Genomic DNA, 13,728 nt, shown 5'->3' on the forward strand with positions numbered 1-13,728 from the left:
CAGGATGCAGGCCGCCAAGGCAGCGTAAGTGGATAATTGTCCAACCTTCGGGGGGCATACCACTCCAGCGTGGGAATGCCTTGGGTGACGCTCCGCGTCACAGGTCTGCGCCGCGCCGCATACTCAAAGCGGACGCGGAGCGCCCTGAACGGCATACCGACGCGGAGCGTCGGCACGATAGTCAAGAAATGGACGGTCGCTCCAGCAGTCAATTCCCGCCGACGGCGAAGTTGGGCAGGCTCTGCACTGGTCTGGCGAATTCGTAAGGGATCGATACCAGTTCATGGCCCAAATTGCGTTGCACGACAAAGTGCAGATGCGGGCCGGTGCTGTTTCCGGTATTACCCGACCGCGCCAGCGCGGTTCCGACGCTGACCCGCTGACCTTCCCTGACACTCACCGAACCGCGCATCAGGTGCAGATAGACGCCCATCGTGCCGTCTTCGTGCAGAATCCGTACGAAGTTGCCTGACGCATTCGAACCCCTCCCTGACTGGCTGTTTTCGATCTTTATCACCGTCCCGCCGCGTGCGGCGATGATCGGGGTGCCTTCGGGCATGGCAATGTCCATCGCATAGCGGCCCTTGGCACCGTAATGACTGTATTTGCCATTCGGCCCCTGAGTCAGGCGAAACGGTCCGCCAATCCACGGCAATGGGTATTTATAGGCCTGCACCGAACCTTTGGGATCGCCCAGGGTTGAAGTCAGCACCGAGGCATAGTTCATCGGCTTACTCCCCGCTTTGGGGCTCAGCACCACCACACGTTCATTACTGCGCGCAGGGATCGTGCGGCGCAGCGTTGCTGACGAGCCAGAGACGCCCAGCACGTTGGTCACACTGGAAAGCTTGAGTTCGACCTCGACCGGGGCGTACAGATCGTTGCGCACGTACAGGCTGTGCACGCCCTTTTCACGCCTGACACTCAAATGCACCTGGCCGTCGATACGCTCGACCATCCGGTCCCGAAACACCATGACCGATGCGCCAGGTGTTGGCCGATCCGAGAACGACACCACGCCATCGGCATCGGTGAATTTATAGATCGTGACTGCCCCGGCCGACTGCACAGTCAACATCAGGGCAAACAGGATAAGCAGGCGTGCAAGCATCAGAGGCGTTCGGGTTCAAGGGCACTGGGTGCCAAGCCTAGCAGCCTTGCAGACAGAAGAGGACTCGTCGGCATCAATCGGACATGAATAACGCGCCAGACAAGCCACGGACACAGCATGATCAGCGAGGGGGTGATTGCAGCGGGGTGAAGTTATTAGGTAGCTGTGCAGTAGGTATTTGGGGCATGCCAACGCGAACGTCGGCATGCCAGTCAGCAGGAGGCGTGTATCAGGCTCCGGGGATAAAGTGCTTTTGAGCCGTGCCACGTGCGATCAGGCGCGACAGGTAGTCGAGCTTCTGCGCATCCTGATCGACAAAGCGGAAAGTCACTTGCAGCCATTCACTGTCAGGCTTCTGCTCGAACGCGGCAACGGAGTGCAGGTAGCCATTCAGGCGTGCGACCTCGTTGCTCTCGCCTTGCTCAAGGTCCAGTACCGCGCTGTCGAGCACCTGCGGCAGGTTTTCGCTGACGCGTATCACCAGTGTGGCGTCTTTCAGCGTCAAAGCCTTGATCACGCACGACTGAATGCCGTTGGGCAGGCGCAACTGACCCTGTCCACGACCGGCAGGCTCCGGCGATTTGGCTGCTACAGGCGGCGCTTTGGCGATACCGGCAGGCGCGGCAGCTGGCGTGGCGCGAACCACTTCGGCCTTGCCGCCGGTCAATGCACTGAGCGAGTCATTGAGCGGCGAGTTCATGCGTGCCGGGGCTGTGGACATGACCGCATCAAGCTTGCCGACCTTCGCCAGCGCCTTCTTGACCTTGGTCAGCAACTGCTCGTTAGTGAACGGTTTGCCGACAAAATCGGTCACGCCGGCCTGAATAGCCTGCACGACGTTTTCCTTGTCGCCACGGCTGGTCACCATGATGAACGGCACGGTTCTCAGGTAATTGTCTTGCTCACGACACCATGTCAACAGCTCCAGGCCGGACATCTCGGGCATTTCCCAGTCGCACAGAATCAGATCGAACGACTCTTTGCCCAGCAAAGCCTGAGCCTTGCGACCATTGACTGCGTCCTCGGTATGAAGCCCGGGAAAATAATTGCGCAGCCCTTTCTTGACCAAGTCGCGAATGAAAGTCGCGTCATCCACCACCAATACACTGACCTTACTCATCGACGCTCCTGCGGGCGTGTTCACCTGGAGGCGAACTGCGGTATGCCAACACGCCCTTTGTTTCGGCAAGCATAGCGTTGACCGGTGGCCAACTGCCATATTGATTGACTGCGCCGCGACATTTAATCCGCAGGCGACGGGAATACTCGTCTGCACAACGAAAAACGCCCAGCGCATGCTGGGCGTTTTTCTCGCAGGCAATCTTACTTATCGTCAGCGTCGCCCGGAACATTAGCGGTTTCGCTCGAGATACCCTGCACTTCTTCCTTCATGCGCTTGAGCCCCATGTGCCGCACGTCGGTGCCACGCACCAGATAAATCACCAGCTCGGAAATGTTGCGGGCATGGTCGCCGATGCGCTCCAGAGAGCGCAGCACCCAGATGACGTCCAGCACGCGGGAGATCGAGCGTGGATCTTCCATCATGTAGGTCGCCAGCTCGCGCAGGGCGGTTTTGTACTCACGGTCGATGGTCTTGTCGTACTGCGCGACCGACAGGGCCAGCTCAGCGTCGAAACGCGCGAACGAGTCCAGGGCATCGCGAACCATGTTGCGCACCTGATCACCGATATGACGGACCTCGACGTAACCGCGTGGCGCCTCGCCCTCTTCGCAGAGTTTGATGGCACGGCGGGCGATCTTGGTGGCTTCATCACCGATGCGCTCCAGGTCGATCACCGACTTGGAAATGCTGATGATCAGGCGCAGATCGGACGCCGCTGGCTGGCGACGAGCCAGAATGCGCAGGCATTCTTCGTCAATGCTGCGCTCCATCTGATTGATCCGGTCGTCGACCTCGCGAACGCGCTGGGCAAGACCGGAGTCGGCCTCGATCAGTGCCGTGACAGAATCGTTCACCTGCTTCTCGACCAGGCCACCCATTTCGAGCAAATGGCTGCGAACGTCTTCGAGTTCAGCGTTGAACTGTTGGGAAATGTGATGCGTATGGCTGTCTTTGTGGATCATGCTGGGTGTCCTTGGAACGTCCGGTTAATAGCGAAAACGCAGCGGTGGTTCAGGTCTGACGAAGCACGTCCTAGCCGTAACGACCGGTGATGTAGTCTTCTGTCTGTTTTTTTGCCGGGTTGGTGAACAAGGTATCTGTATCACCGAACTCGACGAGTTTGCCCATGTACATAAACGCGGTGTAATCCGACACCCGAGCCGCCTGCTGCATGTTGTGCGTAACGATCACAATGGTGTATTTCGATTTCAGTTCGTAGATCAGTTCTTCGACTTTAAGGGTCGAAATCGGGTCAAGTGCCGAACAGGGTTCGTCGAGCAGCAAAACTTCCGGCTCCACGGCGATCGTTCGGGCAATGACCAGACGCTGTTGCTGCCCTCCGGACAACCCCAACGCCGACTCATGCAGTCGATCCTTGACCTCATCCCAGAGCGCAGAGGCTTTCAGCGCCCACTCGACGGCTTCATCGAGTACGCGCTTCTTGTTGATGCCCTGAATGCGCAGGCCGTAGACCACGTTTTCATAAATCGTCTTGGGGAACGGGTTCGGCTTCTGGAACACCATGCCGACGCGCCGACGCAACTCAGCAACTTCCTCGCCTTTGGTGTAGATGTTGTGACCGTACAGGTTGATTGCGCCTTCAACGCGGCAGCCATCGACCAGATCGTTCATGCGATTGAAACTGCGCAACAGGGTCGACTTGCCACAACCGGACGGACCGATGAACGAGGTCACCTTCTGCTTGGGGATATTCAGGGCAATATCGAACAGCGCCTGCTTGTCGCCATAGAACAGATTCAGACCCGGCACTTCGATGGCCACGGTCTCATCGGCCAGATCCAGGCGTTGCTTGTGACGCCTCAGAGCCGACATGTTCATGCCGTGAGTCGGGCTTTCATGCTGCATGGATTGCTCCTGTGCGAACGATTCGCTTCATCGAACGGCTGCGTTTGCCAAAGGGCGAATTAGGGATCAATTGTCGAGCGCCTTATACTTTTCCCGCAAATGGTTACGGATACTCACAGCCGAGAGATTGAGCAAGGCGATGACCAGCACCAGCAACAGCGCGGTGGCGTAGACCAGCGGGCGTGCCGCCTCGACGTTCGGGCTCTGGAAGCCGACGTCGTAAATGTGGAAACCCAGGTGCACGATCTTCTGATCGAGATGCAGATAAGGATAGTTGCCATCCAGCGGCAGCGACGGGGCCAGTTTGACCACGCCCACCAGCATCAATGGCGCAACTTCCCCGGCGGCACGCGCCACCGCCAGAATCAGGCCGGTCATCATTGCCGGGCTGGCCATTGGCAATACAATCTTCCACAGCGTCTCGGCCTTGGTCGCGCCCAGCGCCAGCGAGCCTTCGCGCAGGGTCAGCGGAATACGCGCCAACCCTTCTTCGGTGGCCACGATCACCACCGGCACGGCCAGCAGCGCCAGGGTCAGCGAGGCCCATAACAGGCCTGGCGTACCAAACGTCGGGGCTGGCAGCGCTTCAGGAAAGAACAGCCGGTCTACCGAGCCGCCGAGCACATAAACGAAAAACCCGAGGCCGAACACGCCGTAGACAATCGCCGGTACACCGGCCAGGTTATTCACGGCAATGCGAATCAGCCGGGTAACCGGCCCCTGACGCGCGTACTCGCGCAGGTAAACTGCGGCCAGCACACCGAACGGCGTCACGATCACCGCCATGATCAGGGTCATCATCACCGTGCCGAAGATAGCCGGGAAAATACCCCCTTCGGTGTTGGCTTCGCGAGGGTCGTCACTGAGAAATTCCCACAGTTTCTGGAAGTAGAAACCCAGCTTGGTAACGGTGCCCATCGCGTTGGGCTGGTAAGCACGCACCACTTTGCCCAGGCTGAGTTCGATTTCTTTGCCATTGCCATCGCGTGCCGTCAGGCTGTCGCGATCAAAAGCCTCATGCAGGCCGTCCAGACGCCCCTCGATGACCTTGTAACGCGCGTCCAGCTCGGCACGTTCTGCAGCCATGTCAGCTTGCGCAGCGGCATCGAGCCGGCCATTGAGTTCCAGCTTGCGGGCCTGCAGACGCAGGCGCTCAATACCGTGATTGATGGCCCCGATGTCTTTCTTTTCCAGAATGTAGAGTTCGTCAGCCAGCTTTTCGACGCGTTTGATGCGCTCTTGCAGGATCGGCCAGGCAGCTTCGCCTTGTGCCACTATCCGGCCGTCTTCTTTGACGTTGACCAGATAGCCGTAGAAATTGCCCCACTCCCGGCGCTCCAGTGTCATCAGTTCGGCAGGACGGCTCTGGTCGGTCAGCCAGTCGCCCACAACCCAGGTGAAATCGCTGGGGTTGAGGTCACGGTTGCCAACCTTGAACAGCTCACGGGTCATGAACTCTGGCCCTTGGTCAGGCACCGGCAGACCCGCGCTTTTCAAACGCGCACGAGGGACCTGTTCCTGCTCGACCCGCTCACCAACCAGCACACTCGATTCCTGATTGGGCACCGCATAACGTGCGACCACCAGATCAGCGGGCCAAAAGTGCCCAAGCCCCCGCACGGCGATCACCGCCAGCAGGCCGATGGTCATGATGACAGCGATGGATACGGCACCCGCACTCATCCAGACGCCGGGGGCGCCGCTTTTGAACCAGTTTTTGAGGGAGTTCCGCTTCACCAACGCCTACCTTCCTTACAACGCCGAGTATTGCTTGCGCAGACGCTGACGAATCAACTCCGCGAGGGTGTTCATCACAAAGGTGAACATCAACAGCACCAACGCCGCCAGAAACAACACCCGATAATGGCTGCCGCCTACTTCCGACTCTGGCATCTCCACCGCGACATTGGCCGCCAGCGTGCGCATGCCTTCAAACAGATTCATGTCCATGATCGGCGTGTTGCCGGTCGCCATCAGCACAATCATGGTTTCCCCCACCGCCCGGCCCATGCCGATCATCAAGGCCGAAAAAATACCGGGGCTGGCGGTCAGGATGACTACACGCGTCAGGGTCTGCCACGGCGTCGCGCCCAGCGCCAGAGAGCCCAGTGTCAGGCTGCGCGGCACGCTGAACACGGCGTCTTCGGCAATTGAATAGATGTTGGGGATCACCGCGAAACCCATTGCAATGCCGACCACCAACGCGTTGCGCTGATCGTAGGTGATGCCCAGTTGGTCGCGGATCCATGTGCTCATGTCGCCGCCGAAGAACCAGCTCTCCAGGTGCGGGCTCATGCTCAGTGAAAACCAGCCCACCAATAGCACAACGGGAATCAGGATCGCGCCTTCCCAGCCATCGGGCACGCGCAGGCGAAGCGAATCAGGCAGACGGGTCCAGAAAAAGCCCGCCAGCAAAATGCCGATCGGCGTGAGCAGCAGCAAGCTGAAGATGCCCGGCAAATGACCTTCCAGATACGGCGCCAGAAACAATCCGGCAAAGAAACCGAGAATCACCGTCGGCATCGCTTCCATCAATTCAATCACCGGCTTGACCTTGCGGCGCATGCCCGGCGCCATGAAGTAGGCGGTGTAGATCGCGGCCGCCACGGCCAGCGGCGCGGCCAGCAACATGGCGTAGAACGCCGCTTTCAGGGTGCCGTAGGTCAAGGGTGCCAGGCTCAGCTTTGGCTCGAAGTCGGAGTTGGACGCCGTGGATTGCCAAACGTACTTGGGCTCGTCGTAATTCTCATACCAGACCTTGCCCCACAGCGAACTCCAGGAGACTTCCGGGTGCGGGTTGTCCAGCGCCAGCGGCAACAGCTTGCCAGCGCTTTCGATCAGAACCCGGTTGGCGCGCGGTGATAACGCCAGAATGCCGGGACCGTCAGTTACCTTGTCGATCAGCAAGGTTCGGTGCGCGGTGCTGTGGAACACGCCAAGCTTTCCCGAGGCGTCCAGAGCAATGAAGCCCTTGCGCCGCTGTTCGGCCTTGATCTGCTCGATAGGTGCGCTGCCCATTTTAAAGTCGCGGATGCGCATCAGGCGCTGCTCGCCGTCAGTGTCCCGGGCCATGAACCACTGGGACATGCTGCCCTTTGAGTTGCCAATGATCAGCGAAATACCGCCGACCAGTTGGGCACTCGCCGTGATCTCGGCGTTACCGTCTTCCAGCAATTTATAGCGGCCATTGAGGGTTCGGTCGCGCAGGCTGAACACATCCGCCTGAGCGCGACCATTGATGACATACAACCATTGCTGGCGCGGGTCGATGTAAATCGCTTTAACGGCGGCCGACATCTGCGGTAGCTCGATGCGCGTCTGCTCACGCGTCATCTCGCCGGTCATCATGTTTTCTTTCTGCTCGAGCGAGATAACGTGCAACTGAGTGCCGGTAGACCCTGCCAGCTTGAGGCTGTCGCCATCGGCACTGACGGTCACATGCTCGACTGCACGACCGGCCTCATCCAGCACCAAAGGCGCTTCGCCGTAGGGCCAGGCCACGCTCGGGGTGATGGTTTTCTGGTTGTTCGGATAGGTCGTCAGGTACGAGTGCCTGAACACCAGCACCTGGCCATTGGACAAGCCCAAAGCTATTAATGGTGCGCCGGGCTGATCCTTGCCGATGGAAGCGACAGACACGCCAGCGGGCAGCGGCAAGGCAACCCTATGCAGTTCTGCGCCATCCTTGACGTTGAAAAAGATGACTTCGCCCTTGTCAGAAATGCGCATCCCGATCTGGTTCTGCTCTTCAATTGCGATCATCAACGGCGTGCCCGCATCCTGCATCCAGGCAGTATTCAGTACGGGTTCGGAAGTAAGGCTTGCGCCTTTGAAGAGCGGCGCGACGACATAGGCCAGATAGAAGAAGATCAGTGTGATAGCCGCCAGAACGGCAAGGCCACCAATGGCAACGTACCAGTGAGTCAGACGATCCTTGAACGCACGGACACGGCGCTTCCTCACCATAGCGGGCGTATTGAAATCAATACGCGCTGGCGGCGAACTCTGGTCCATCGAAGATTTGAACAGCTCATTCATGCGCACACACCGTAGACGCCTTGTATGACAAAAAAATTACAGCAAGGTGACGCAGAAAAGCCCGCTGCCCATGAGTCCGGCGGCGGACTGATCAATTTGTGTGCAGGCCAGTCCATTGAGCCTCGCTTGCAAGCTGTACGTGACTACTTTTTTACTGCCAGGCCGCTCGTATCTTGCAGGCCGAGATCGGCAAGTGTCTTTTCCACCACACGAGCAGGCAGCGGAATATAACCGTCTTTCATCACCACTTCCTGGCCCTGTCTGGACAGCACCAGTTTAACGAACTCGGCTTCCAGCGGTGCCAGAGGCTGATTGGGCGCCTTGTTCACATAGACATAGAGAAAGCGCGACAACGGGTAACTGCCATTCAAAGTGTTGGCTTCGCTGTCTTCGACAAACTCGCCCCCTTCCTTCTTCGCCAGCGGAACGGTCCTGACATTGGATGTCTTGTAGCCGATGCCCGAGTAGCCAATGCCGTTAAGCGAATTGCTGATGGCGCTAACCACCGAGGCGGAACCGGGCTGTTCGTTGACGTTGGCCTTGAAATCGCCTTTGCACAGGGCTTCTTCCTTGAAGTAACCGTAAGTGCCCGACACCGAGTTGCGACCGAACAACTGAATCGGCTTGCCTGCCAGGTTGCCGCTCACACCGACGTCACCCCAGGTTTTCGCATCCGCCCTGGCGCCGCACAGGCGGGTCGCGGAAAAGATCGCGTCCACTTGCTGCAGGGTCAGGCCCTTGATCGGATTGTCCTTGTGCACGAATACGGCCAATGCATCCACGGCCACCGGAATAGCGGTCGGTTTGTAGCCGTGCTTCTGCTCAAAAGCCGATAGTTCGCCGTCTTTCATCCTGCGGCTCATGGGCCCCAGATTGGCCGTGCCCTCGGTCAGTGCAGGTGGCGCTGTGGAAGAGCCAGCCGCTTGAATCTGGATGTTAACGCTCGGGTATTCTTTCTTGTAGGCCTCGGCCCACAGGGTCATGAGATTTGCCAGGGTATCGGAGCCGACACTGGAGAGATTGCCCGACACACCGGAGGTCCTGGTATAGGCCTTGATGGCAGGGTCGACGGCAGCCAGCGTATTGGCTGCCATCACGCTGGCGGCAACCCATGTCAGTGCAGCCATCAAACGCTTGAGTGTCATCCTTGCGCTCCTGGCAGGGTATGTAGGTGTCCACAAGCCTTTTTGGGCCAATCTTGTGACTACTCTATGAATTGATTATGACAATAAGATGAAAAGGCTATCGCCCTTCGCAGGGAGATAGCCTTTCGCTGTAGCGGATGCCTTGAGCGTTTTACCAGCGGGTGCTGATCAACGCTTTCTGGTCAGCAAAAACACGCCGATTGCCATGCCCAGGCCGCAGAGAATCGCGACATACCAGGCCGGGCCCATCGGGCTGCTCTTGAGCATGAACGTCACCACCATCGGCGTCAGCCCCCCGAAAATGGCGTACGCCAGGTTGTAGGAGAACGACAGCCCGGAGAAGCGCACCACGGGCGGGAAAGCCTTGACCATGACATAAGGAACCGCGCCGATAGTGCCGACGAACAACCCTGTCACGGCATACAGCGGGAACAGCACTTCCGGATGGCTGCCGAGGACGTGATAAAACGTCCAGGAACTGACCAGTAACCCTGCGCTGCCCAACAGAAACACCCAGCCGGCGCCAAAGCGATCCGCCAGGGCACCCGCTGCGATGCAACCCAGGCTGAGAAACACGATAGCCAGGCTGTTGGCCTTCAGCGCCGTAGCCGCCGGAAAGCCATAGATGGTTTGCAGAATGGTCGGCGTCATCAGGATCACGACGATGATGCCGGCCGACAGCAACCAAGTCATCAGCATCGACAGCGCAACGGCACCACGATGATCACGCAGCACCGCCTTGAGCGGCACTTCTTCAGCCAGCGCCTTGCGCAGCTGCAGTTCGGCGAACACCGGCGTTTCGTGCAACAGACGACGCAGATAAACCGACATCAGGCCAAACACACCACCCAACAGGAAAGGGATCCGCCAGGCGTAATCCGACACTTCGACCGGGGTATAAATACTATTGATCGCCGTGGCGACCAGCGAGCCCAGCAGGATGCCCGCTGTCAGCCCTGCGGTCAGGGTGCCGCAGGCATACCCGACACGACGGGCAGGCACATGCTCGGAGACGAAGACCCAGGCGCCAGGCACTTCACCGCCGATGGCGGCACCTTGAATGACGCGCATCAACAGCAGCAGAATCGGCGCCCACATGCCGATCTGTGCGTAGGTCGGCAGCAAGCCCATGATCAGGGTCGGCACCGCCATCATGAAAATGCTCAGCGTGAACATTTTCTTGCGCCCCAGCAGATCGCCGAAGTGCGCCATGATAATGCCGCCCAGCGGCCTCGCCAGATAACCGGCGGCGAAAATGCCGAACGTCTGCATCATGCGCAGCCAGTCGGGCATGTCCACCGGGAAAAACAGCTTGCCGACCACCGCCGCGAAAAACACGAAAATGATGAAGTCGTAGAACTCCAGCGCGCCACCCAAAGCAGAGAGCGAAAGGGTTTTGTAATCGCTGCGGGTCAAAGGCCGCGCAGGCTGCGTGGAACTTGAAGGAACAGATGACATGACAAGGCTTCTCTTTACTTGTTCTTTAAAAAGGGGCAAGCGACAGCACCGCTGGCTGCTGCGGGGTGCCGTGCAGAAGCGATTGTCGAGGGCAAAGGCGCAGATAGGCACCAAAATTGCGTGTACAGGCAGTCTTGTCACCTGTAGAGGTTCAGCAAGATAGCAAATTGCTCTTAAAAACACATGTCAAGAACTGCATCATTACAAAATGGAAACCCGACGGTCGTTCTATGACGCAACGCCCGATATACTCGCAAGTCGTCAGCAGCACTGGGAAGTTGTGCGAAAACGTCTGAAACAGCGGGTTTCGCAGAGTTTCTCTATGGGCCACACCTGCACTGGACACACAATGTTCATGCGCATGGTTTTGAATGGCGCCTGTTAACCGCAGCATACAATAATGAGAGTCATGGGTCAGAGGCACCCTAGGCATGATCGAGCTCGAACAAGAAGATCCAACTCCGCAAGGCGACCTTGCACTGCAAATTACCGCCCTTCCCCGCGAAACCAATGGCTTTGGCGACATCTTCGGCGGCTGGCTGGTCTCCCAGATGGACCTGGCGGGTACAGCCATGGCCAGTAAAGTGGCCGGCGGCCGTGTAGCGACCGTGGCGATTGATCGCATGGCGTTTCTGGTCCCGGTCGCAGTTGGCGAGCAGCTTTCCTTTTACACCCGCACCCTGGAAGTCGGACGCACCTCGATCAAGATGATGGTCGAAGTGTGGAGCGATGACCCGCTCACCAGCGAATGGCGCAAGGTCACTGAGGCCGCATTCGTGTTCGTGGCCATAGATTCCAGCGGGCGGACACGCTCGGTTCCCGCACGACGGTAACTGGTTGCTCAACCCAAGGATGGCTGCCCGGTTAAACTCACCTTGCGTGAAGCGGTCTATTTTCGTCACGGTCATTGAGTGAGAACTTTGCATGCCAACATCCCCGGTTGAACCCAACGTTGAATCTGTCCATTACGACGAACTGAACTGCTGGCGTATTCGCCACGGCGAAGCAGAGCTGCTGGTTGCGCAGCAGGGCGCACATATCCTCAGCTATCAAGTGGCCGGACAGCAGCCTCTGGTGTGGCTGAATGAAGAGGCGGTTTTCAAGCAAGGCAAACCCATTCGCGCGGGCATGCCCATCTGCTGGCCGTGGTTCGGTAACCTGGAACGCAACCCGCAAAGCGTGCAGGCAATGCGCGACAGCAGCGAACCTGCCAAGGCGCATGGTGAAGTGCGAGCGCTGGATTGGCAGTTGCTGGGGATCGGAGCAGATGGCGATGCACTGCTGGTGGAGTTCGTCCTTCCGGAAGCCGAAGGCCACCTGCCAGGCTGGCCGCACAACGTCGCCCTGAAACTCAGCATCCGTCTGGACCATGCTCTGAACGTCAGCCTGGTCAGCTACAACTGCGGCACAGAATCTGTCGTTATCAGCCAGGCGCTGCACACCTATTTCGCCGTCAGCGATGTTCGTCAGGTCAGCGTCGAAGGGCTCGACGGCCTGCGCTACATCGAAACCCTGGCAAACTGGGAAGAACGTGAACAGGCCGGCGACCTGACGTTCACTGGCGAAACCGACCGTATCTACAAGGATATACCGGGGGTACTCAGCATCGTTGACCACCAATGGCAGCGCCGCATCCATATCCGCAGCACCGGCTCGAAATCAGCCATCCTGTGGAACCCGTGGATCGAGAAAACCGGCAAATTCACCGACATGGCAGCAGATGGCTGGCAGCGCATGGTCTGCGTCGAAACGGCCAACGTGCTGGACGACGTGGTGACGCTGGCCCCCGACCAGATGCATGTTCTGGGTGTGAGTATCTGGAGCGAGGCGCTCTGATCAGTTATTGATCAAGCCCATCAAAGGTCCGATTCAACCACAACGCGGACCTTTGACGCATCCATCGCATACGCCGCATCAGCCAGATCGTTACTGACCTTCTCGATTTTCAGGGTGCCTTCTACCCACAGTGGTGTGTAGATATCATCCAGTTTCAGGCCTTTGGGGTAACGCACAAGCACCAACTGGTTAGGCGGCGGTGGCGGGACGTGAATGCAGGCGCCTGGATAGGGCACGATGAAGAACAGCGTGCTGTGGCCCTTGGCATCGGTTTCGAGGGGTACAGGGTAACCGCCAAGACGAATGGTCTTGCCGTTCATTGCCGGGACGGTCTTGGTCGAATACATGACCGCAGGCAAACCCTTGCTCTGCTTCAAGCCACCCTTGCTGTCGAACGTGCCCATCGCTTCCGGAGAATTGTGGTCAATCTCGGGCATGGCTTCGAGGGCTTTTTGATCGGACTTGGGCATCAACTCTAGCCAGTCGGTTTCCGGCAACTGGGCGTGTGCAAGCCCGGACAGCAGCAGAAGAGTCATCAACAAGAAGCGGCGCATGATAAAGCTCGGCAAAGAAGGAAGAGTTGCCGCGCATTCTAGCCCTCTGTGCTGCGCAGAACAGAGGGCTGAACATTAAACGTTATTTCTTTTTGATCATGCCGTAGATAACCAGCAGGATGATTGCACCTACCAGCGCGCCGAGGAAACCTGCACCCTCGCCCGCTTGATAGATACCCAGCGCCTGACCACCATAAGTGGCTGCGAGCGAGCCGGCGATACCTAGCACGATGGTCATGATCCAGCCCATGCTGTCGTCGCCCGGCTTCAGGAAGCGAGCCAGCAGACCAACGATCAGGCCGATAAAGATGGTTCCAATGATACCCATGCCATTCCCCTCTGTATTAAGTGAATATGCCTGGGCTAATGAGCAGCCCCGACCTACTGCTATCTGAGAACAGCGGCAGGGAATGGTTCCGGCGCAATGGACAGTTTGCTTCGGGGTGGAGAATTCTTCATGAATGACAGGGCCTGGCGATAGCGCAGAACGGCTAAACAGGGCTGACACCCCGCTAATTCTCGTTCCCACGCTCCGTGGTATGCCCCCCGAAGGTTGGACAATTATCCACTTACGCTGCCTTGGCGGCCTGCATCCTG

General features: G+C 58.4%; 12 protein-coding genes. 2 read left to right on the plus strand and 10 right to left on the minus strand.

The features are described from left to right. Positions 1-208: 208 nt before the first annotated feature. The 8 genes from AO277_RS04930 to AO277_RS04965 form a co-directional block, all read right to left on the minus strand. Positions 209-1,111: a peptidoglycan DD-metalloendopeptidase family protein gene (locus AO277_RS04930; RefSeq protein ID WP_044319651.1), complete on the minus strand. Its 903-nt coding sequence runs from the start codon at positions 1,109-1,111 to the stop codon at positions 209-211. A 229-nt stretch (positions 1,112-1,340) separates the two neighbouring features. After that, positions 1,341-2,231 carry a response regulator gene (locus tag AO277_RS04935; RefSeq protein WP_044319652.1) on the minus strand — a complete coding sequence of 297 codons (891 nt, stop codon included), beginning with the start codon at positions 2,229-2,231 and terminating at the stop codon, positions 1,341-1,343. A 203-nt stretch (positions 2,232-2,434) separates the two neighbouring features. Next, positions 2,435-3,196, minus strand: a complete 762-nt coding sequence (phoU, locus tag AO277_RS04940; RefSeq protein WP_002555887.1) for a phosphate signaling complex protein PhoU — start codon at positions 3,194-3,196, stop codon at positions 2,435-2,437. A 70-nt stretch (positions 3,197-3,266) separates the two neighbouring features. Then, positions 3,267-4,100, minus strand: coding sequence for a phosphate ABC transporter ATP-binding protein PstB (gene pstB / locus AO277_RS04945; RefSeq protein ID WP_005734982.1), 834 nt, complete (start codon positions 4,098-4,100; stop codon positions 3,267-3,269). A gap of 66 nt (positions 4,101-4,166) precedes the next feature. Beyond that, positions 4,167-5,783: a phosphate ABC transporter permease PstA gene (gene pstA / locus AO277_RS04950; protein ID WP_180273423.1), complete on the minus strand. Its 1,617-nt coding sequence runs from the start codon at positions 5,781-5,783 to the stop codon at positions 4,167-4,169. A gap of 69 nt (positions 5,784-5,852) precedes the next feature. Beyond that, positions 5,853-8,138 carry an ABC transporter permease subunit gene (locus AO277_RS04955; protein ID WP_044319653.1) on the minus strand — a complete coding sequence of 762 codons (2,286 nt, stop codon included), beginning with the start codon at positions 8,136-8,138 and terminating at the stop codon, positions 5,853-5,855. Between the two features lie 143 nt (positions 8,139-8,281). Beyond that, entirely contained in the window at positions 8,282-9,283 is a 1,002-nt protein-coding gene (locus AO277_RS04960; RefSeq protein ID WP_044319654.1) for a phosphate ABC transporter substrate-binding protein PstS, read from the minus strand. A gap of 168 nt (positions 9,284-9,451) precedes the next feature. Beyond that, positions 9,452-10,741 carry an MFS transporter gene (locus AO277_RS04965; protein WP_044319655.1) on the minus strand — a complete coding sequence of 430 codons (1,290 nt, stop codon included), beginning with the start codon at positions 10,739-10,741 and terminating at the stop codon, positions 9,452-9,454. Positions 10,742-11,172: 431 nt separating this feature from the next. Between AO277_RS04965 and AO277_RS04970 the strand changes: the two genes are divergently transcribed. Further along, positions 11,173-11,574: an acyl-CoA thioesterase gene (locus AO277_RS04970; protein ID WP_002555893.1), complete on the plus strand. Its 402-nt coding sequence runs from the start codon at positions 11,173-11,175 to the stop codon at positions 11,572-11,574. A gap of 91 nt (positions 11,575-11,665) precedes the next feature. After that, positions 11,666-12,577, plus strand: coding sequence for a D-hexose-6-phosphate mutarotase (locus tag AO277_RS04975; RefSeq protein WP_044319656.1), 912 nt, complete (start codon positions 11,666-11,668; stop codon positions 12,575-12,577). 20 nt (positions 12,578-12,597) lie between these two features. Here the strand turns inward: AO277_RS04975 and AO277_RS04980 are convergent, their stop codons facing one another. After that, a complete protein-coding gene (locus AO277_RS04980) occupies positions 12,598-13,131 on the minus strand; it encodes a DUF3299 domain-containing protein (RefSeq protein WP_002555895.1) in 534 nt (177 codons plus the stop codon). An 82-nt stretch (positions 13,132-13,213) separates the two neighbouring features. Then, positions 13,214-13,459, minus strand: a complete 246-nt coding sequence (locus AO277_RS04985) for a GlsB/YeaQ/YmgE family stress response membrane protein (RefSeq protein ID WP_002555896.1) — start codon at positions 13,457-13,459, stop codon at positions 13,214-13,216. Positions 13,460-13,728 lie beyond the last annotated feature (269 nt).

The sequence above is a fragment of the Pseudomonas amygdali genome, assembly GCF_002699855.1.
Classification (GTDB): domain Bacteria; phylum Pseudomonadota; class Gammaproteobacteria; order Pseudomonadales; family Pseudomonadaceae; genus Aquipseudomonas; species Aquipseudomonas amygdali.

Bases quoted from the DNA above. Each gene is read 5' to 3' on its own strand.
- pstB (WP_005734982.1), bottom strand. From the start codon at position 4,100: ATGCAGCATGAAAGCCCGACTCACGGCATGAACATGTCGGCTCTGAGG.
- AO277_RS04980 (WP_002555895.1), bottom strand. From the start codon at position 13,131: ATGCGCCGCTTCTTGTTGATGACTCTTCTGCTGCTGTCCGGGCTTGCA.
- phoU (WP_002555887.1), bottom strand. From the start codon at position 3,196: ATGATCCACAAAGACAGCCATACGCATCACATTTCCCAACAGTTCAAC.
- pstA (WP_180273423.1), bottom strand. From the start codon at position 5,783: ATGAGTGCGGGTGCCGTATCCATCGCTGTCATCATGACCATCGGCCTG.
- AO277_RS04975 (WP_044319656.1), top strand. From the start codon at position 11,666: ATGCCAACATCCCCGGTTGAACCCAACGTTGAATCTGTCCATTACGAC.
- AO277_RS04985 (WP_002555896.1), bottom strand. From the start codon at position 13,459: ATGGGTATCATTGGAACCATCTTTATCGGCCTGATCGTTGGTCTGCTG.
- AO277_RS04960 (WP_044319654.1), bottom strand. From the start codon at position 9,283: ATGACACTCAAGCGTTTGATGGCTGCACTGACATGGGTTGCCGCCAGC.
- AO277_RS04955 (WP_044319653.1), bottom strand. From the start codon at position 8,138: ATGAATGAGCTGTTCAAATCTTCGATGGACCAGAGTTCGCCGCCAGCG.
- AO277_RS04965 (WP_044319655.1), bottom strand. From the start codon at position 10,741: ATGTCATCTGTTCCTTCAAGTTCCACGCAGCCTGCGCGGCCTTTGACC.
- AO277_RS04930 (WP_044319651.1), bottom strand. From the start codon at position 1,111: ATGCTTGCACGCCTGCTTATCCTGTTTGCCCTGATGTTGACTGTGCAG.
- AO277_RS04970 (WP_002555893.1), top strand. From the start codon at position 11,173: ATGATCGAGCTCGAACAAGAAGATCCAACTCCGCAAGGCGACCTTGCA.
- AO277_RS04935 (WP_044319652.1), bottom strand. From the start codon at position 2,231: ATGAGTAAGGTCAGTGTATTGGTGGTGGATGACGCGACTTTCATTCGC.